The sequence below is a fragment of the Micromonospora sp. CNZ299 genome (assembly GCF_002754415.1).
In genome coordinates this window covers 6318749-6338072 of sequence record NZ_PEFG01000001.1, presented here as the reverse complement: position 1 = coordinate 6338072, position 19324 = coordinate 6318749, and the positions used below count along the sequence as shown (strand labels likewise).

Here is a 19324-nt window from a genome sequence, read left to right as displayed (position 1 = left end):
CTCAGAACCCCCGGTCCCGGCGCTCGCTGCGGGCCTGCATCCAGATGAAGACCACGGCCACCACAACGATGATCAGCGTCAGCACCGTGGAGATCGCGGAGCCGTAGCCGACCTGCAGTTTCTTGAAGAACGTGTAGTAGGCGAAGTACGACGGGACGTTGGTGGCGTTGTCCGGCCCACCCCGGGTCAGGGCGAAGATCGGCCCGAACACCTTCAGCGCGGCGATGGTGCAGGTCAGGGCCACAACGAAGGTTTCCGGCCGGATCTGCGGGAGGGTGATCGCCCGGAACCGGTGCAGCCAGTTCGCGCCGTCGACCTCGGCCGCCTCGTACAACTCGGGGTCGACCCGTTGAAGTGCCGCCATGAAGACGACCACCGGGTAGCCGATCTGCACCCAGATCATCACCGCCATCACGGCCGGCAGGGCCGTGCCCGGGTCGCCGAGCCAGTCGTGGCGGAGCGCGCCGAGACCCACCGCGTCGAGCAGGCTGTTGAACGCACCGTCGGGGCGGAGGATCCAGCCCCAGACGATGCCGGCCACCACGACGGGCAGCACCTGCGGAAGGTAGAAGGCGGCCCGCAGCGCGGCGGCGGTGCGGGGCTTGAACCGGCGGCCGATGACGTCGAAGAGCACCGCGGCGAGCAGCAGCCCGAGCACTGTGGGCACCACCACCATCGCGACGATCATCCAGACGGTGTTGCGGAACGACGCCCAGAACACCTCGTCGTGCAGCAGTTGCTGGTAGTTGTCCAGGCCGACCCAGCGGGGGTCGCCGATGCCGGACCACTTGGTCAGCGACAGGTAGAGCGTGCCGACCAGCGGTGCACCGATGACCAGGAGGAAGAGCACCGCTCCGGGAAGCAGGTAGAGCCAGTACGCCGCGTTGCGGCCGCGGCGTCTGCGGCCGGGCGGCGGTGGGGTCGGGGCCGCCGCCGGTTGGGTGGTGGCGAGGGTCTCGGAGACTGCCATGGAAGATCCTTCCCGGCGGGGCGGGCGGGCGCGTCGGTTGTGCCGGTCGCGCCCGCCGCTCGCCGTGTCACTTGCCGGTGATCTCCTTGACGCCATCGGCGTACGGCTTGGCGATCGTGTCGAGGACCTGGTCGGGCGACTTCGAGCCGTTGATCAGGCCCTGGAAGCCGGAGACCAGCACGTCGTAGTAGCCGGGGACCGGCCAGTCCGGGTAGAACGCGAGCCCGTCGGACTTGCTGACCGTGTTGAAGTCCTCGATCAGCTTGCGGTCCTTCGGGTCGGTGATCTTCGAGGCGTCGGCGGCGACGGGAACACCACCGTTGTTGCCGATCAGGTCCTGGATCTCCGGACGCAGGGTGATGTCGATGAAGTCGTACGCCAGGCTCTTGGCCTTGCTGTTCTCCGGGACCACCCAGAGGTTGCCGGAGGAGCCGGCCTGAAGGGTGTTGCCGGGGAAGAGGAAGGTGTCCCAGTTGGCCTTCATCTCGGCCTTGAACCGGCCGTACCACCAGCTACCCGACACGATCATCGGAACCTTCCCGCCGATGAAGGCGGTGCCCATGTCCTCGGCCTTGAGGCTGGCCGAGTCCTTCGCGACGTAGCCCTTGCGCACCCAGTCGGCGAAGGTGTCCGCGCCGTACTTGAGCGGGTCGGCCTTGAAGTCGACCGGGTTCTTGTAGAGCTGGTAGTTGTCGACGAACTGCCGGTCGCCCTTGGACAGGGCGAGCTGGTAGAAGAGCTGCCCTGCCGGGTACTCGGCGCCGGCCATGCCCAGCGGGGTGATGCCCTTGCCGACGAAGGTGTCCATCGCGGCGGTCATCTCGGCCATGCTGGTCGGCACCTTGACGCCGTTGCTCTGGAACAGGTCCTTGTTGTAGTAGACCGTGACGTACTCGCCGTAGTTCGGCACGCCGAACCACTTGCCCGACCCCATCACGCCCTTGTCGCTGTAGCGGGCGGTGGTCTGCAGGCTGGGGCTGAGCTTGCCGGCCCAGCCGCGCTTGTCGGCCTCGGTGCTCAGATCGGTGAGCAGGCCCTGCGAGGAGAGCAGGCCGGCGGTCGCGTTGCCCTTGTTGTACTCCATGATGTCCGGGCCTTCGGACGAGTTGATGATCATGCCCGCGTTCTGCTGGATCTGCTCGAACGCCTTGCGCTCGAAGCGCACCTCGACGCCCGGGTGCTCGGCCTTGAACAGCTCGATGGCCCGGTTCCAGCCGACCCCCATGGCGCTGTTCTCGCTCTCGTAGTGCCAGAGCTTGAGGGTCTTGGCGTCGCTGTCGTCCCCGTTGTCGTCACCGCCGCAGGCGGTCATGGCTGTCGTCGCGGTCGCCGCTATGGCGATCGCGGCGACGAGCCGGCGGAATCGCTGCATTACGATCCTCCTCGTCGAGTATCTAGCCGGTACTTCACTGGGCCCGTCGTCGCGTTGCAGCGCGGCGGCGGGCTGTTCCTACTGGTCAGCCCCCATGGGTTGGCGGCTTCGTGGTGCGGCGGTCGAGCCCCGGATCTCCAACGCGCACGGCAGCAGTTGCTGGTGACGGTGGTCGCCGGGGTCATCCAGGTGGCGCGTCAGCGCCTCGATCGCGATCCGACCGATCGCCGAACCAGGTGAGGTCATCGCCGTCAGCGCCGGGGTGGCCAACTCGGCGACCTGCGGCGAGGTGACCATCGAGACAACGGAGACGTCGTCGGGCACCGACAGCCCGCGGCCGCTCAACTCACCGAGGATGCCGAAGATCGCGGTCTCGTTCATGGCCAGCACGGCGGTCAGCTCCGGGGCCCGCGCGAACGCGGCGGCCAGGGCCGCGCGCCCGCCGGTGGCGCTGTCCTCGGCCGCGATCATGACCGGCTCCAGGCCGTGCCCGGTCATGGCCGCGGCAAAGGCGTCACGGGTACGCAGCGCGGGCCCGTAGCCGCTGGCCAGCGTCGCGGCCGAGTGGTTGACGTAGACGATCTGCCGGTGCCCGAGACCGACCAGGTGCGCGACGGCATCCCGGACGGTCTGGTCGAAGTCGATGTCGACGTACGAGAGCGTGCTGGTGTCACCGGTGCGGCCGATCAACACCAGTGGCACGCCGGCCTCCTGGAGCACTGTGACCCGCTCGTCAGCCAGCTGGACCTCCATCAGCACGACGCCGTCGAGCATCCGCTGGCTGGCCAGTCGCCGCAGCTCGCCGGGGTCACCCCCGCCGACCGGCGAGAGGACCAGGTGATAGCCGGCGGCGCTGGCCGCCGCGGCGGCACCGGTGACGAAGGCCGTTTCGGTGGCGCCGAGCCCGCGTTCGTCCATCGGCATCAGCAGGCCGAGGATCCGGCTGCGCCGGCTGGCCAGACCGCGGGCCATCGCGTTGGGCTGGTAGTCGAGCTCGGCCATCGCCGCGAGCACCTTGTTGCGGGTGGCCTGCGAAATCGGCCGGGTGCCGGTGAGCACGTACGAGACGGTGCTGACCGAGACCTGCGCGAGGCGGGCGACGTCGTGCATGGTGGCCATCGCGTTACCTCCTCCGGCCGGGGGTTGGGATCGCTCCCAATTCACCGTCGAAACGCTTCGACTAAGCGGTTCGACAGGACGCTAGGCCACCTGTTACGGCGACGTCAATAGCCGATGTCGAAAAGAAGTCAGGTGCCGCCCGGGGTGCCCCGCAGCCGGCCGCGTCGCGTGATCCGGTGCGCAAGATCCCAGCAACATCAGGGATGTTGCCGCCTCGCGCGAGCCGGAGGCAGCAACATCCGGGAAGTTGCTCGGATCTTGGTGCGGGGTGCGGGGTGCGGGGTGCGGGGTGCGGGGTGCGGGGTGCGGGGTGCGGGGTGCGGGGTGCGGGGTGCGGGGTTCGGGGTTCGGGGTTCGGGGTGCGAGACGGAGGGTTTGCGGTGCGGCGGCGGGGACGGCACGGCGGGTCAGGTCAGGTCGAACATCGCGGCCGCGTTGTTCCAGCAGATCGCGCGCAACCAGTCGTCGCCCAGGTCGAGCCGGGCCAACCCGGTGAGCTGGTCGGCGTACGGGTAGGGGATGTTGGGGAAGTCGCTGCCCAGCAGCACCTTGCCGGACAGTCCCAACTCGCGCAGCCGGGGCAGCTCGTCGTCGGGGAAGGGGACGAACTGGTCGAAGAAGGGCGTGAAGGCCATTGTGGTGTCCAGCCGGACCCGCTCGTACGCCTCCGCGAGATCCAGGAACGCCCGATAGTCCGGGGCGCCGAGGTGTGCCACCACGGCGGTCAGCCGAGGATGGCGGGCCAGCAGCTCGCCGAACTGCTCCGGGCCGGTGTGCGCGGTGCCCACGGGCGCGTGCCCGGCGTGCACCACCACCGGCACACCCGCGTCGGACAGCATCCCCCACACCTGGTCCAGCGCCGGATCCGTCGGCGAGAAGCCGCCGACCTGGACGTGCACCTTGAACACGCGGGCCCCGTCGGCCAGCGCCGCCTCGACGTAACCGGGCGCGTCCGGTTCGGGGAAGAAGGTGGCCGAGGGCAGGCAGCCCGGGGTGACCCGGGCGAACTCCAGCGACCACCGGTTGAGGTCCGCGGCCATGCCCGGCCGGTGGGCGTACGCCAGGGCGCTGAACGCCCGCACGCCCAGACGGTGCAGGTACGCGACCCGCTCGGCGTCGCTCCACCGGTACCGGATCGGCCACTCGGTGCCGACCAGTGGGCCGGCGGCGTCGAAGTACGCCCAGATCCTGCGCAGCAGGCGCGGCGGTAGGAAGTGCACGTGCACGTCGGCCAGGCCGGGCAGGCCCAGTCCGCGCCAGAATGCCGGCACCCGCGCGTCGGCGGCTGGCGGCGGCTCCGGTGCCGGATCGGTCATATCTCGATGTCGAACCGGCTCAGCACGGAGGGCGCGATCAGGCCGACGGTCGCGAGCGCCGAGACGACGGTCAGGGCGATGCGCATCCCGACCACCTCGGCCTTGCTGCCGACCCGCAGGGCGATGCTGTTCGGCAGGCCGATCATCATCCACATCCGGCGTTTGATCGGGATCGGCCAGAGGATCGGCACGCCGGCCCGGGTGATCATGTCGCCGAGGATGTGCACGAAGCAGCCCACCCCCAGGGCCGTGCCGATCAGCGGATAGCCGCGACCGCCCGGCAGGTTGGCGAAGGTGAACCAGGCCGCCCCGGCCGACGCGAGGGTGATGATCACCCAGCCGGCGCGTTCGGCCCACTCGTCGAACAGCCCGCGCAGCGCCAGGCCGAACATGAAGAACAGGATGGTGATGACCGCCCACTTGCCGTACGCGGCGCAGAGCGCTGTGGTGCCCCAGCCGACCAGCACGGTGAACGGCAGGGTGTGGGTCAGCGTCCGGTGCCCGTTGTTGCGACGCGGGTCCCTGCTGAGCTTCGTGGCGTAGTAGACCCCGAGCGAGATCTTCTCCATCACCTCGGCGGCGAAGAGCGAGAAGACCCCGAAGGTGCGGGCCACGGTGGCCCCACCCTGGTTCCTGGTCACCTTGCCCGACATGTCGAGGTCGGGAAAGAGCGCGCCGCCGGCGCACACCGCGGTGCCCACCGCCAACGCGAGCGGCGACTGGTGGTAGTCGGCGAAATGGTCCAGTGCCCAGGACCCCGCCAACCACACCGCCGCGCCGGACAGCGCGTGCTGTGGTCCCATCATCTCGGCTCACCCTCCCCAGGGATCTTGAGCGCCCAAAACTACGCCACTGTAGTCAGCCTCGGCGTCGCAGGGGCATCACCCGGAAGGTCCACATCGGACGCTGTCAGAGAGCGGGGGTGAAGCTCTGCCGGATCATCGGCAAGTATGCCGCGTTGACCTGCCAGTCGAACTCTTTTGTCAACCACGAGACGGTGTAGGAACGCTCGGCCGAGGTGTTGGCCAGCAACCGGAAACTGTGCACCTGTTCGCCTGCGGCGTTCTCCCAGCCGCACTCCCAGACAGCGCCACCCTCGAAGATGTCCATCGCGGAGATGTCCACCTTGCGATAGCCGGGGAGCAGCCCGTCGCCGGTGACGAGTCGCGCCTCCTCAGCCTTCCAGTACGCCACCGGGTCGGCCCGCACCGGCCCGGACTCGACGCTGAGCACCCGGGCCCCGCCCGTCTCTCGGAAGCAGGTCACCGACCCCTCCGTCCAACGCGCCCAGCCCACCGGCGCGGCGATCCGGAAGCCGGTCGGGTCGTCGTGCCAGGTCCAGCCGTCGCGTAGCCGGTACCGTGCCTCGGTCGGCGGCGCGACCGACGCCACCGGAGTGGACGTCGGCGGCGGTGGCGGTGGTGTCGCGCAGGCGAACGCGGCCGGCCGGGCGCTCGACGTGCCCCCACCGGAACCGGACGGTGGCGTCCGCTCGTCGTTGCGGTAGACCAGACCCACGGTGACGCCGCCGGCGACGAGAAGAGCGGTGGCCGCGCCGCCGAGAGCGATCAGGCGTCGTCGGCGTCTGCGGGGGCGGCTCGCCGGCCGACCGGCCGACGTCGGCGGGTGGTCGGGCGCACCGGCCCTGTCCGCCGGGGCGGGCGACCTGGTACGGCCCGCGCTCCGCAACGCCGCCACCGCCGAGGACATCGGCGGCGCGGCCGGCTGGTCGGGCTCCGCGGCCGCCTGCCGCAGCAGCGGCTCCGCTTCCGCGGCGGTCAACCGTCGCCAGGGGTCGCGTTGCAGTAGGCCGAGGAGCACGGGACGCAACGGCCCGGCCCGCCGCATCGGGTCCGGCGGCTCGGTGGCCAGCGCACTGAGCGTCGCCATCGCGCTCGACCGGGCGTACGGGGACTGGCCCTCAACCGTCGCGTAGAGCGTCGCGCCCAGCGACCACAGGTCGGTGCGTGGATCCGACACCCCTTCGCGGGCCCGCTCGGGGGCGACGAACTGCGGTGAGCCGAGCACGGTGCCCGGCCCGGTCATCGCACCCTCACCACCGTCGAAGGTGGCCAGCCCGAAGTCGGTGAGCACCACCCGGCCGTCGTCGGCCACCAGCACGTTGTGCGGCTTCACGTCGCGGTGCAGCACCCCGGCGGTGTGCGCGGCCCGCAACGCGGCCAGCACCGCCAGCCCGATGACGGCGGTGCGCTGCGGGCTCAGTGGTCCCTCGGCGCTGATGATCTGCTGCACCGACCGGGACTGCACGTACTCCATCACGATCCAGGGGCTCTCCCGGTCGTGCACCACGTCGTAGATGCGGACCACGTTGGGGTGGTTGAGCCGCGCGGCGGTGCGAGCCTCGCGCAGTGTCCGCAGTCGCAGCTCCTCGCGCTCGGCCTCGGCCAGCCAGGACGGCGGCACGACCTCCTTCACCGCCACGTCGCGATGCAGCATCTCATCGCGAGCAAGCCACACCCGGCCCATCCCGCCGGTGCCGACCAGGTCGAGCAGCCGGTACCGACCCGCGATCAGCAACTGCTGCACGGTCGCTCCCCCTTGGTCACCCCGGGTTACACGATAGCTACCGCGCCCGCTCTTTTCATCCGCTGAGCGGCCTCGATCCACGCCGGACGGTAGTCCGGATCATGACTATACGGTGCAGGTCAGGGGGGTGGTCGGAAACTGTTTCGCACTGCCGTCCAGTCTGCGCCGGCCTTGGTCCAGTCCCTGTCGTCAGTGATCCAGGCCAGCGTCCACCGGCCTGCGCCGACGACCTGTTGCCGGGCGTGCAGCCATGCGCCGTACGGGGCCTGCCAGCGGCACTCCCACTCCGCCCCTCCGTCGGCAGTGGCGAGCCGGATCTCGTCGTACCCCGGCAGGGCACCGGCCTGGGCAGCCACGTCGCGGACCGTGCGGAGTCGGACCAGCGGGTCGGTGTCGTCGCCGCTGGCGACGCTGAAGGCCCGGCCGGTGGTCGGGTCCTGGAAGCAGGCCACCGCGCCGTCGCGGGAGTAGTACCAGGTAGCCGGCACCGCAACCCGGAACCCGATGGTGTCGGCGTGCCAGACCCAGCCGGGTGGCGGGCGGAACCGTTCGCCCGCCGCGGGGGCGCCGGCCAGCACGGGCGCACCGGCCGCCTTCGGACGGACACACGGGAAGGGTGGCGGAGGAATGCCCGGGCCTCCCGGCGGTGGGCCGGGTCGGTCGGGGTCGTAACCGGGGCCCTGCCCACCCGGGCCGCCACGACCGTCCGGCGGCCGTGCGGTTGGTCGGCCGGCGGTGTCCCTGGGCTCGTCACCGGTGACGGCCATCGCGGTGCCCAAGCCGGCGGCGGCGGCCACCACCAGAGCCACGGCGATCAACGCCGCCCGGCGGATGGTGCGCTGACGGGCTGGCGGGCGGGAGGCCGGTGGGGCGGAGGCCGGTGGTGTGTCAGCCGGCGCGTTCAGGGCCCGGTCGCCCGGGTTCGCCGGCGGGTCGGGCTCGGGCAACGGGATCGTGAGGTCCTGGTCGTCCGGGTCATGCGCCTCGGGCCGGTCGCCCGAACCTGTCGACCCTTCGGCGGTCGGTTCGGTGCGCCCGGTCGCCGCGGCGGTGAGCAGCCGATGGGCCGCGTCGTGGTCGAGGCGGTCGCGCGGGTCGCGGCGCAGCAACCCGGCGAGGACCGGCGCGAGCTGCCCGGCGTGCGGAGCCGGGTCCGGCGGTCCGGCGGCCAGTGCGCTCAGGGTGGCCATGGCGGTGCTGCGGGCGTACGGGGAGCGGCCCTCCACCGCGGCGTGCAGGGTCGCACCGAGCGACCACAGGTCCGCGGCCATCGTGGACACTCCCTCGGCGGCCCGCTCCGGGGCAACGTACTGCGGGGAGCCGAGGACCATGCCGGGGCGGGTCATCGCACCGTCGCCGCCGTCGAAGGTGGCCAGTCCGAAGTCGGTGAGCATCACCCGCCCGTCGTGCGCCACGAGCACGTTCTGCGGTTTGATGTCGCGGTGCAGCACCCCGGCGGTGTGCGCGGCGTGCAGCGCGTCGAGCACAGCCAGGCCGATCCGGGCCGCGCGGGCCGGTTCGAGCGGCCCCTCGGTGTCCACCACGTCCTGCAGGGTGCGGGACGGGACGTACTCCATCACGATCCATGGGCTGCCGTCGACCGCGACGACGTCGTAGAGCCGGACCACGGCGGGGTGGTTGAGTCGAGCTGCGGCGCGCGCCTCCCGCAGGGTCCGCGAGCGCAACTCGTCCCGTTCGCGATCGGCCAACCAGCTGGGCGGCACGATCTCCTTGACCGCGACCTCGCGATGCAGCATCTCGTCGCGGGCACGCCACACCCGGCCCATGCCCCCGCGACCCACCAGGTCGAGCAGCCGGTACCGATCCGCGATCAGCACCTGCGCACGCACCTCCTCAGCCGCTGTCCGGGCTACACCCTAACCAGCGGATCGGAAGTCACCAATCGGTCGTCCGCCTCGGCTCAGCAGGCGGCGTGGCCGTCGCGCGCCAGAAGGTTGCCCTCGGGGATGGCGATCCGGGTGCGCCCACCGGCCAGTTGGGCTGCCGCCCAACGGGCCTGCAACGGGCCGTGCTCCCTGCGTGCGGCGGCATAGCTGGCGGCCGTACGGGCCGCGATGGTGGCCCACCCGTAGCGCTCGCCGACCATGGTGCGGGCTCTGCGGGCCACGCGCCGAGCGAAGACCTCGTCGCCGAGCAGTTGACCGACCGCTCCGGCGAGCGCGTCCGGGTCGCTGTGCGGGAACGTCACCCCGGTGACGCCGGGCTCGACGATCTCGGCGAGACCGCCGGTGCGGGCCACGGCGAGGGGCGCCCCGGCGGCCGCCGCCTCCAGCGCCACCATGCCGAACGGCTCGTAGAGGCTGGGCACCACTGTCGCGTCGGTGGCACCGAGCATCGCCGGCAACTGGGTGGAGTCGAGGAAACCGGTGAAGCGTACGGTCGAGCTGAGCGCCAGCCGTCGGGCTTCCGCCTCCAACTCGGCGCGGTACGGCCCGTCGCCGGCGATCACCACCCGCAGCCCCGGGTGCCGCTCGCGGAGCCGGGGCACCGCGTGCACCAGGTGCTGGACGCCCTTCTCGTAGACCAGCCGCCCGGCGTACCCGACCAACGGGCCGTCCCCGGCGAACCGTGCGCGGGCCGACGCGACCGCCCTCGGCCGGGCCCGCCAGGCCCTGTTGTCGACCCCGTTGGGCACCACGTCCACCTGCGCGGTCGGTACGTCGAACAGTGCGGTGACCTGGTCGCGCATGTACCCCGAGCAGGTGATCACCCGGATGGAGGAGCCGCTGAGCCAGTGTTCGACGCCGTGGATGGTGCGGTTCATCTCCTCGGGAAGCCAGCCCTGGTGTCGGCCGGCCTCGGTGGCGTGGATGGTGGTGACCAGCGGCAGGTCCAGGTGATCGGCCACTGTGATGGCGGTGTGGGCGACGAGCCAGTCGTGGGCGTGGATGACGTCGTAGGCGCCGGCTTCGGTGGCGCGCAGGGCGGTGCGGGTGAGGGTGTGGTTGAAGGCCATGGTCCAGGCCAGCAGGGAGCCGGTGGCGAGGGGGAAGGCGACCGGGTCTTCGGGGGCGCGCAGGATGCGCACGCCGTCGGCGTACTCCTCCAGGGGCGCGCCGTCGGCATGACGGGTGACGACGGTGACCTCGTGGCCGGCGGCGGCGAGGGCGACGGAGAGCGCGTGCACGTGTCGGCCCAGGCCGCCGACGAGCACCGGCGGGTACTCCCAGGACAGCATCAGCACCCGCAGTTGCCGGGCGGCGTGGATGTCGATCACGTGGGCGTCGGGTGACATGCGGCCCCCTTTGAGTTGTCCCCGGGCGCGCGCCGACCGACACCGGAGTGGATGTCGCCGTCGCGTCTGGATCGGGGCCAATCCTGCCGGGATCGAGATAACCAGCGGAGACACCACCGTTGCGGTCGTGTAAAGCGCTACTGGCCCTTCCGGCGCACCCGCAGCAGCTCGGCCACCGACCACGCCTGGAATGGGCAGCCGGTCGCGGCGTGCGGCGCGAGGCCGTCGGCCGTCTCGCTTACCGAGCCTAGCCCATATTCGGTCAGATGGGCCTCAATGCCGATGAATGCGTCATCGACCGACATCTTGCTCCGGCGGCACGCGTCCACGTACGGCCCGAGCAGCCAGGGCCAGACCGTGCCCTGGTGGTAGCCACCGTCGCGCTCGGCGGGACCACCCCGGTGCCGGCCCACGAACTCCGCCGAATCCGGGGCGAGGCTGCGCGGCCCGAGCGGGGTGAGCAGACCGTTTCCGACGCGGCGGAGCGTCGCCTCGTCCGGCTCCATCGGCGCGTACGGCAACGACCAGGCCAGCAGTTGGTTGGGTCGCAACGCGTCGTCGTCGTGCAGGGCGGCCCCACCGAGCGGGTACGCCGGCGCCGGCGCGTCCAGCACGTCGTGCAGCCAGCCGGTCGGTGACGGGAAACGCTCCCGGAACGAGGCGGTCGCCTGGCCGTGCCGTCGCCACAGGTCGTCCGCGTCCTGCCCGGCCAACTCGGTCAGCTCCGCGAGCCCGGCCAACCCGTTGATCCACAACGCGTTGACCTCGACCGGCTTGCCGGTACGCGGGGTGACCGGCACCCCGTACACCCGGGCGTCCATCCAGGTGAGCGCGGTGCCGGGGGCGCCCTGGGTGAGCAGCCCGTCGGCCGGGTCGACGGAGATCCCGTACCGGGTGCCCGCCACGTGGGCGTCGATCACGGCACGCAGCGCGGGCAGCAACTCGTCACCGAGGTCGGTGTCACCGGTGACGGTGACGTGCCGGCTCACCGCGTGCAGGAACCACAGCGTGCCGTCGACGGTGTTGTACTCCACCCGACCGGTGTCGGCCGTGTTGGCCAGCATCCCCTCGGACAGCGTCGCCGCGTACGACCGCAGCAGCTCCCGGCCCTCCTCGGCGCGAGCCGTGCAGAGGAACAACCCCTCGTACGAGATCATCGTGTCCCGGGACCACGCCCCGAACCACGGGTAGCCGGCCACCACGTCGACGGCCCTGCCGCCGGGCCGCACCACGAACGCGTCCGCGGCCAGCGTGAGGGTGGCGTCCACGTCGTCTGCGGGCTTCGCCGCCGCCACCACCCGCCGGTTGCGCCGTCGGGCCGTCTCCACGATCTCGGCGGCCGGCGGCGGCTCCTCGTCGAGTCGACCGGCCCAGGCCCGCACCGACACCGTGTCGCCGGGGCGTTCCAACTCGCCGACGAAGCGTCCCGCGTACCAGAGGTCCTCGTCCGCGTTCAGACCACGGTTGGCCTCTTCGCGGTGGTGCACGCCCAACCACCACTGCCCCTCGGGCGCCCAGCCCGGGCCGGCCAGCCGGTACGCACCCTCGACCACAGCGCCGTCGGCCACCGCCTCGACCTGCGGGGTCGGGCCGTCGGCCCGCCGTTCGCCGTGCGCGTCCCGCCAGGTGCAGGCGGCCGACAGCTCCAGCCGGACGGGCCCGCCGGCGACCAGCCGGTGCACCACCGCCACGCAGGAGCGGCCGGGCAGCATGGCCAGCTCCCGTTCGATCACCACCGCGCCGATCCGCCACCGCCACCGGGGCAGCCCGTCGACCAGGTCGAAGCGCTCCAGCAACTCGAAACCGCGCGGGTCCACGACGCCGGAGGACCACTCGTGCGCGCCGAGCCGTACCCGTGCGCCGGACGGCAGCGTGACCGCCGGGTCGAGACTGACCAGTCCCACCTGGCGGGAGGCCGGAGTTTCGCCGGGAACCACCAGCAGACCGTGGTAGCGGCGCGTCCGGAGCCCGCCGACGGTGCCCATCGCATATCCGCCGAGGCCGTCGGGAACCAGCCACTCCCGGCTCGCGGCGCTGGTCAGATCGCCGCAGACCTGTGGGCCGAAGTGCATGTCGATCAACTTTCCTCCATCGGCGGCGGGGTGTAACACGCCACGACGAGAATGGCCGCTGTGGTCAAGTACCGCGGCGACGTCAAAGATGTGCACGTGATCACTGACCGATCGTCCTCCGACGCCTCGCCACCCGACGCTGAGCGGCTCCGGCTCGCCCAGGCCGACTCGGGGGAGCAGGACTGGCGCGCATGGGGTCCCTATCTGTCCGAACGGGCGTGGGGGACGGTACGGGAGGACTACAGCGAGCACGGTACGGCCTGGGACTACTTCCCGCATGACCACGCGCGGTCCAGAGCTTACCGGTGGAATGAAGACGGGATGGCCGGCGTCTGCGACGAACGACAGACCTTCGCCTTCGCCCTCGCGCTCTGGAACGGCAAGGACCCGATCCTCAAGGAGCGGATGTTCGGCCTCGGCGGCGACGGCGGCAACCACGGCGAGGACGTCAAGGAGTACTGGTGGTACGAGGACTCCACGCCCACCCACTCCTGGATGCGCTGGCGCTACCACTACCCCCAGGCAGCCTTCCCGTACGACGAACTCGTCGCGGTGAACGCATTGCGCGGCCGTGACGACACCGAGTACGAGCTGGTGGACACCGGGATCTTCGATGACGACCGGTACTGGGCGGTGACAGTCGACTACGCCAAGGCGTCCCCGACCGATCTCTGCATGGTCGTGACCGTCGCCAACCGGGGCGACCGGGCGGCGACCCTGCACGTGCTGCCCACCCTGTGGTTCCGCAACACCTGGTCCTGGGGCCTGCCCGGCGGCGACCGGATCCCGCGACTGACCGGCCAGGGCACCCGGCTTGTCGGCGAGCACCGGGTGCTCGGCCAACTGCTGCTGGAGGGCGACGGCGGGCCGGTGCCACTGCTCTGTGACAACGACACCAACGCCGAACGACTCTGGGGCCTGCCCGGCCGCTCGCCTTACCCGAAGGACGGCATCAACGACCACGTCGTCAACGGCGCGGCCACTGTCAACCCCGCGCGGGAGGGCACCAAGGGCGCGCTGCACTACGTGCTCGACGTGCCGGCCGGCGGGCAGCGCCAGATCCGGCTGCGGCTGACCCGCACCGCGTCACCACCGGCCGCCGCGCCGCCGCCCCCGGCCGACCTCAGCGACGGCTTCGAGGCCGTGGTCTGGGCGCGGCGGGCCGAGGCGAACCGGTTCTTCGCCGGGGTGATCCCGCCGGCCGCCACCGCCGACGAGGCGCTGGTGGCACGGCAGGCCATCGCCGGCCTGATGTGGGGCAAGCAGTTCTACCACTTCGACGTCAAACGCTGGCTCGAAGGCGACCCGGGCTCGACACCGCCGCCGGCCGGTCGCCGACACGGGCGTAACAGCGCCTGGTGGCACATGACCAGCTTCGACGTCATCTCCATGCCCGACCCCTGGGAATACCCGTGGTACGCGGCCTGGGACCTGGCCTTCCACTGCGTGAGCATCGCCCGGGTCGACCCGGGCTTCGCCAAGGAACAACTGCTGCTCCTGCTCCGCGAGTGGTACCTGCACCCCAACGGGCAGATCCCGGCGTACGAGTGGGCGTTCGGCGACGTGAACCCGCCGGTGCACGCGTGGGCGGCGCTGAAGGTGTTCGAGATCGACGGCGGCCGGGACTACGACTTCCTGGCCCGGGTGATGCACAAGCTGCTGCTCAACTTCACCTGGTGGGTCAACCGCAAGGACACCGGCGGCAACAACGTCTTCGAGGGCGGCTTCCTCGGGCTGGACAACGTCGGCCCGTTCGACCGCTCGGCGGCGCTGCCGGTCGCCGGTGTGCTGGAGCAGTCCGACGGCACCGGTTGGATGGGCATGTACGCGCTCAACCTGCTGGACATGGCCATCGTCCTCGCCGAGCACGACCGGACCTGGGTGGACACCGCCACCAAGTTCTTCGAGCACTTCGCGTACATCGCCGCAGCCGCGTACGAGCAGGGGCTGTGGGACGACGAGGACGCCTTCTTCTACGACGTGCTGCGCCTCGCCGACGGCACGAAGGTGCCGCTGAAGGTCCGTTCGGTGGTCGGGCTGCTGCCGTTGGCCGCCACCACCCGGCTCACCGCGAAGACCCTGCACCGCCTGCCGGAGCTGGGCGCGCGGTTGCGCTGGTTTCTCACCAACCGCCCGGAGTACGCCCAGGTGATCGGCACCCGCAGGCTCGGCCCCGACGGCCGGCAGCAGCGGCTGCTGTCCATGGTGGGCCCGGAGCAGGTGGTCCGGCTGCTCGCCCGGATGCTGGACCCCGACGAGTTCCTGTCCGACTTCGGCCTGCGTACGCTGTCCCGCGCGCACCTGGACAAGCCGTTCTCGGTCAGCCTCGGTGGGCAGGAGTTCTCCGTCGGCTACGAACCGGCCGAGTCGACCAGCGGCCTGTTCGGCGGCAACTCGAACTGGCGTGGGCCGATCTGGATGCCGACGAACTTCCTGCTGATCAGCGCGTTGCGCGACTACGCGGCGTTCTTCGGCGACGACCTCCAGGTGGAGTACCCGACCCGCTCCGGGGTGAAGCGGACACTGGACGAGATCGCCGACGACCTCTCCGCCCGGCTGATCTCGCTCTTCACCCAGGACGACTGGGGGCGGCGGCCCATCTACGGCGCGTGCCAGCTCTTCCAGACCCACCCGGACTGGCGGGACCTGGTGGCGTTCCCCGAGTATTTCCACGGCGACAACGGGGCCGGTCTGGGCGCCTGGCACCAGACCGGCTGGACAGCCCTGGTCGCCGACCTGATCCTCACCCTGCGCCGCTGACCGTCAGCGTTACCCGCCCCGCCCCGCCCGCCCCGCCGGCCCCGCAAGATCCGCGCAACTTCCCTGATGTTGCTGTCTCGGAGCCGCCGAAGGCAGCAACATCAGGGAAAGTGCGCGAATCTTGCAGGTGCATCCGAGCCCCGCCGCACACGGCGCGAATATGCGCTTCCTTCACTATCGTCATCGGCTGTGGGGGAGTCGGTGAAACCGGTGGGTGAAGTCCACGTCCTCGGGCAGTCGCGGGCCTGGCCCGCCATCGCGATCCCGAGTGCGGCCCTGGTCGTGATGATCGTCGTCGGGGTGCTCTTCGACCTGGTCAACTGGACCGTCATGGCGTTTGGCGCCGCCTCGATCATCGTCGCCTTCACTCGTCGGCGAAACGCGGTGTTCGCTGACGATCTGTGGCTGCTGATCCGTGATCGCGGTGGCCTGCGCCGCTCGTACGCCTGGAATGAGATCGAGCGCATGGGCTGGGTGGACGCGGGGATGTGGGGGAGCAGCCTGTCGGTTTACCCCCGAGGTGGTCCCTACGACGTGCCGGGGCCGAACGCGTCGATCAACGTGGGGCGCATCTGGCGGCCCAGGCGTCGGCACCTCGCGGACCCGCTGCCCACGTTGCTCGAAACCCACGGCATCAAGACACTGTTCGACCGCTGACCCCCGCGCACCCCGGCAGGCTCACCGGTAGCCGACGTGGATGATCAGCTTGCCCTCCTTGGCGCGGGCTCCTACGTAGACGAACCCGGGGTCGAACAACGTCGGAGACAGGCTCTGCTCCTCGGTGAGGCCCATCTCGTGTGCCAGGTCCTCCCGTCTGCCCCACCGCTACGAGCAGTGCGGTGGCGCCCTTCCAGGCACGCTCGAACCGCGGTCGGCCGTCGCCGAACGCCGCCTCACCAGCTGTCATGAGCCAGAGGCCCACCCACGCCCACTGCCAGCCGCGTGGCCGGGAGAAATGCTTCGGTGAGTCGGAGCTTGCGCCGTACACAGCAACCGAGGCGCCGATGACGATGAGCAGCGGCGGGCCGAAGCGCGAGACGGCCTCCCACAGGGACACCGAGCGATCATGACAGCCGTCCCATCAATCCACCAGGGCCGATTCTCGCTGAGGTCTGGGAAAAGCGGGCACGGATCTGGCGGCCGGGAACGGGTCTCCCGGGTCAGGCCATTCCGTCAGAAGGGCTCGGGTCCGAGTCGGCCCCAGGCCACGAAGGCGGCCAGGGCGAGGTAGAACAGATTCAGCACGATGAACTTCGCCTCGTTGTGACGCAGGTGGGTGATCATCGCGCCGATCATCAGCAGCACCCAGCAGATGGCGGTCACCGGCACCAGCACCGGTGCGATGTCCAGCACGGCGGGCAGGATCAAACCGACCGCGGCCAGGGTTTCGAGGACTCCGAGGGTCTTGACGAAGCCGACACTCGCGGTCGCCGTCCACCCTCCGCCGTTGGCCCGGGCCAGCTTCTCCTTGGGTACGAACGTCTTGGTGATGCCGCCGGCCAGGGCGACTGCGGCCAACAGTCCGGCCGCGATCCACAGAGCCAGGTTCATGATCTTCCTTCCGCGTCGGGTCGAACACGAGACACCACCGGCTCGCTCGCTGTGACGGCTCCACAGGTGACGCGGCGCACGGCGCGGCGGTGTCACACCAGGCGGGGGAGCGGTGTCCTGTGGGCGGCGCAGCCGAGATCGACGAGACTGGAGGCGGCATGGAAGCCGGGGGAGAAGTCATGAGTGAGGGCGGCTCTGCTGTCGACGCGTTCGTCGCACACCGGAACCTGCTCTTCACTGTCGCCTACGAGATGCTCGGCTCGGCAGCCGACGCCGAGGACGTACTCCAGGAAACCTGGCTGCGGTGGGCGGACGCCGACCTCGCGATGGTGCGGGATCAGCGCGCCTACCTGGTCCGGATCACCACCCGCCAGTCGCTCAACCGGCTGCGGACGGTCGGCCGGCGCAGGGAGTCCTACGTCGGCTCGTGGTTGCCCGAGCCGCTGCTGACCGCGCCCGACGTCGCCGACGACGTCGAACTGGCCGAGAGCGTCTCGATGGCCATGATGCTGGTGCTGGAGACGCTCGCTCCGATCGAGCGGGCGGTGTTCGTACTCCGTGAGGTCTTCGACCTGGCCTACGACGAGATCGCCCAGGCGGTCGACAAGAGCCCGGCCGCGGTCCGCCAGATCGCCCACCGGGCGCGGGCGCATGTCGCCGCGCGCCGACCCCGGGGAGTGGTTTCCGCGGCCGACACCCGGCGGGTGCTCGACGCGTTCCAGCGGGCGATCGAGACCGGCGACGTGCAGGGCCTGCTCGACGTCCTCGCGCCGGATGTCGTGCTCGTGGGCGACGGCGGCGGGATCAGACAGGCGCTGCTGCGGCCGGTCGCTGGGGCTGACAAGGTGGCCCGACTGTTGGCCAGCAGGCAGTTCCAGGTCGCTGCCCTGTCGCTGCACCCGGCCCAGGTGAATGGCTTCCCGGCGCTGGTGTTCCGATCCGACGGCGAGATCGACACGGTAGTGGCGCTGCGCATCGACGACGGCCTCGTCAGCGGGCTCTACGCCGTGCGTAACCCGGAGAAGTTGTCGCACATGCGGAGCGAGAACGCGCTGCGCCGGTGAGCCGAGACACCCGGCCGTCGGCAACTAGAACGGAGGCGTGGGCGTCTCCGCTGGCTGTCGACGTGAGCGCCGTGTGTCCGCTGTGACGACGCCGAGCAGCACCACGGCGGACGCGGCGCCGGCGGTGAGTGGTGCGAGGTGCACCGTCACCGGCACCAGCAGGCCGAGGGCCAGCAGGCCGGCTGTCCGGGAGCGGGAAACCCGGGCGAACACCTGGTACTCCAGGGCCGAGCGTCCGGCGAGGAAGAGCGCGGGGCCGCCGAGGATGGCGATGAGCCAGACCGCCGGGAGGTGCCCGAGCGGTTCGGTGATGAACAGTTCGAAGCCGACGCCGGTCAGCACTATCCCCGCGATCATGACCATGTGGGCGAACGCCATCTCGGTAGCGAGCCGTGCGGCGTTGCGGGAGCGGTCGATGGCCGCATCCAGCATCCCTCCCGCCGCATGGAAGTAGATCCGCCAGAGCAGGACGGTGCTCGCCAGCGCCAGGACGAATCCGCCCGTCTGGTCGGCGTGGAACTCGCTGCCGCTGAAGGCGAGCCCGATGACGAAGATCGCCTCGCCGAGCGCGATGAGGAGGAACTGCTGGTAGCGCTCGGCCAGGTGCTCGGCCGCGATCATCTGGACGCCGAGCCGTTGCGCGCCGAGCCGGGGAGTGGGCCACCCGAGCAACAGCCCGGTGTAGTCGATCAGCACGGCGGCGGTCCAGAGAGCCGCGCGAACCGTGCCGTCGTTGACCAGCCCGCCGACCACCCAGAGCGGTGCGCTCAAGCCGAACCAGAACAGGATCCGGATGGACTGTTGCGGATCCGGTCGGCCGTGCCCGGCGACGTGGAAGTAGACCACTCGGCCGATCTGGAGGGTCACGAAGGTGATGGCGAACAGTGCGGCCCGCGCGCCGAAGGCGTTGGGCACCGCGACGGCCATCGTCATGGAGCCGACCAACGTCATGACGATCACGGTCTGGACGACCGGCGCCTCCGGGTCCAGCCAACTGGTCGACCAGACCGTCACCGACCAGACCGCCCACAGCGCCAGGAACAGCAGCAGAGCCTGACCGAGGCCCGCGTAGGCGCCGCGCTGGCCGTCGGTGAAGTCGGCGATCAGGCGAGCGGAGATCCGGGTGAGGGCGAAGACGAAGACCAGGTCGAGGAAGAGCTCCAGAAAGGTCGCCCGCTGCCGAGTAGCCCCACTGCGCAGCAGCCCGTCGCTGGACTGCCTCCTCATCGGCCTGCCACGGGCCGGCGCCGTCGAACGACCACGTGCCCTCCCGTCCCGGTGATCTCCTCGCTCAACG

14 protein-coding genes are annotated in these 19324 nt (G+C 70.9%); 3 read left to right on the top strand and 11 right to left on the bottom strand.

The genetic code is table 11. The features are described 5' to 3' along the window. Position 1 precedes the first annotated feature (1 nt). The 9 genes from CLT68_RS28580 to CLT68_RS28535 form a co-directional block, all read right to left on the bottom strand. On the bottom strand, positions 2 to 970 hold the full coding sequence (locus tag CLT68_RS28580; RefSeq protein ID WP_099855621.1) for a carbohydrate ABC transporter permease: 969 nt from the start codon (positions 968 to 970) through the stop codon (positions 2 to 4). A gap of 67 nt (positions 971 to 1037) precedes the next feature. Beyond that, positions 1038 to 2342 carry an extracellular solute-binding protein gene (locus tag CLT68_RS28575; protein WP_099855619.1) on the bottom strand — a complete coding sequence of 435 codons (1305 nt, stop codon included), beginning with the start codon at positions 2340 to 2342 and terminating at the stop codon, positions 1038 to 1040. Between the two features lie 78 nt (positions 2343 to 2420). Next, entirely contained in the window at positions 2421 to 3461 is a 1041-nt protein-coding gene (locus tag CLT68_RS28570) for a LacI family DNA-binding transcriptional regulator (RefSeq protein WP_099855616.1), read from the bottom strand. A 407-nt stretch (positions 3462 to 3868) separates the two neighbouring features. Beyond that, positions 3869 to 4777 (bottom strand): amidohydrolase family protein, encoded by a 909-nt coding sequence (locus tag CLT68_RS28560; RefSeq protein WP_099855614.1) that lies wholly within the window; start codon positions 4775 to 4777, stop codon positions 3869 to 3871. Continuing rightward, a complete protein-coding gene (locus CLT68_RS28555; protein ID WP_099855612.1) occupies positions 4774 to 5583 on the bottom strand; it encodes a metal-dependent hydrolase in 810 nt (269 codons plus the stop codon). The genes CLT68_RS28560 and CLT68_RS28555 overlap by 4 nt, the downstream gene beginning before the upstream one ends. Before the next feature lie 103 nt (positions 5584 to 5686). Then, positions 5687 to 7324: a serine/threonine-protein kinase gene (locus CLT68_RS34025; protein WP_486482361.1), complete on the bottom strand. Its 1638-nt coding sequence runs from the start codon at positions 7322 to 7324 to the stop codon at positions 5687 to 5689. Between the two features lie 119 nt (positions 7325 to 7443). Continuing rightward, positions 7444 to 9162 (bottom strand): serine/threonine-protein kinase, encoded by a 1719-nt coding sequence (locus tag CLT68_RS28545; RefSeq protein ID WP_486482360.1) that lies wholly within the window; start codon positions 9160 to 9162, stop codon positions 7444 to 7446. Positions 9163 to 9245: 83 nt separating this feature from the next. Continuing rightward, positions 9246 to 10580, bottom strand: a complete 1335-nt coding sequence (locus tag CLT68_RS28540) for a glycosyltransferase family 4 protein (protein WP_199177174.1) — start codon at positions 10578 to 10580, stop codon at positions 9246 to 9248. A 137-nt stretch (positions 10581 to 10717) separates the two neighbouring features. Beyond that, positions 10718 to 12661 (bottom strand): glycogen debranching enzyme family protein, encoded by a 1944-nt coding sequence (locus CLT68_RS28535; protein ID WP_099855610.1) that lies wholly within the window; start codon positions 12659 to 12661, stop codon positions 10718 to 10720. Positions 12662 to 12703: 42 nt separating this feature from the next. Here CLT68_RS28535 and CLT68_RS28530 point away from each other — a divergent pair, with 42 nt between their 5' ends. After that, positions 12704 to 15412 (top strand): MGH1-like glycoside hydrolase domain-containing protein, encoded by a 2709-nt coding sequence (locus CLT68_RS28530; RefSeq protein ID WP_099855607.1) that lies wholly within the window; start codon positions 12704 to 12706, stop codon positions 15410 to 15412. A gap of 210 nt (positions 15413 to 15622) precedes the next feature. Beyond that, complete coding sequence (locus CLT68_RS28525; protein WP_143743287.1) at positions 15623 to 16069, top strand: hypothetical protein; 447 nt, start codon at positions 15623 to 15625, stop codon at positions 16067 to 16069. A gap of 516 nt (positions 16070 to 16585) precedes the next feature. On the opposite strand, the gene CLT68_RS28520 is transcribed toward CLT68_RS28525, so the two are convergent. Continuing rightward, entirely contained in the window at positions 16586 to 16963 is a 378-nt protein-coding gene (locus CLT68_RS28520; protein ID WP_099855603.1) for a DoxX family protein, read from the bottom strand. A 179-nt stretch (positions 16964 to 17142) separates the two neighbouring features. On the opposite strand from CLT68_RS28520, the gene CLT68_RS28515 reads away from it, so the two are divergent. Beyond that, entirely contained in the window at positions 17143 to 18027 is an 885-nt protein-coding gene (locus tag CLT68_RS28515) for an RNA polymerase sigma-70 factor (RefSeq protein ID WP_199177173.1), read from the top strand. Between the two features lie 24 nt (positions 18028 to 18051). On the opposite strand, the gene CLT68_RS28510 is transcribed toward CLT68_RS28515, so the two are convergent. Beyond that, positions 18052 to 19254 carry a low temperature requirement protein A gene (locus tag CLT68_RS28510; protein ID WP_158240964.1) on the bottom strand — a complete coding sequence of 401 codons (1203 nt, stop codon included), beginning with the start codon at positions 19252 to 19254 and terminating at the stop codon, positions 18052 to 18054. Between the last annotated feature and the right edge of the window lie 70 nt (positions 19255 to 19324).

What these genes read in the sequence shown, in the direction of transcription:
- CLT68_RS28520 (WP_099855603.1), bottom strand. Translation starts at nt 16,963, where the DNA reads ATGAACCTGGCTCTGTGGATCGCGGCCGGACTGTTGGCCGCAGTCGCC.
- CLT68_RS28560 (WP_099855614.1), bottom strand. Translation starts at nt 4,777, where the DNA reads ATGACCGATCCGGCACCGGAGCCGCCGCCAGCCGCCGACGCGCGGGTG.
- CLT68_RS28575 (WP_099855619.1), bottom strand. Translation starts at nt 2,342, where the DNA reads ATGCAGCGATTCCGCCGGCTCGTCGCCGCGATCGCCATAGCGGCGACC.
- CLT68_RS28570 (WP_099855616.1), bottom strand. Translation starts at nt 3,461, where the DNA reads ATGGCCACCATGCACGACGTCGCCCGCCTCGCGCAGGTCTCGGTCAGC.
- CLT68_RS28540 (WP_199177174.1), bottom strand. Translation starts at nt 10,580, where the DNA reads ATGTCACCCGACGCCCACGTGATCGACATCCACGCCGCCCGGCAACTG.
- CLT68_RS28530 (WP_099855607.1), top strand. Translation starts at nt 12,704, where the DNA reads ATGGCCGCTGTGGTCAAGTACCGCGGCGACGTCAAAGATGTGCACGTG.
- CLT68_RS28555 (WP_099855612.1), bottom strand. Translation starts at nt 5,583, where the DNA reads ATGATGGGACCACAGCACGCGCTGTCCGGCGCGGCGGTGTGGTTGGCG.
- CLT68_RS28510 (WP_158240964.1), bottom strand. Translation starts at nt 19,254, where the DNA reads ATGAGGAGGCAGTCCAGCGACGGGCTGCTGCGCAGTGGGGCTACTCGG.
- CLT68_RS28580 (WP_099855621.1), bottom strand. Translation starts at nt 970, where the DNA reads ATGGCAGTCTCCGAGACCCTCGCCACCACCCAACCGGCGGCGGCCCCG.
- CLT68_RS28515 (WP_199177173.1), top strand. Translation starts at nt 17,143, where the DNA reads ATGAGTGAGGGCGGCTCTGCTGTCGACGCGTTCGTCGCACACCGGAAC.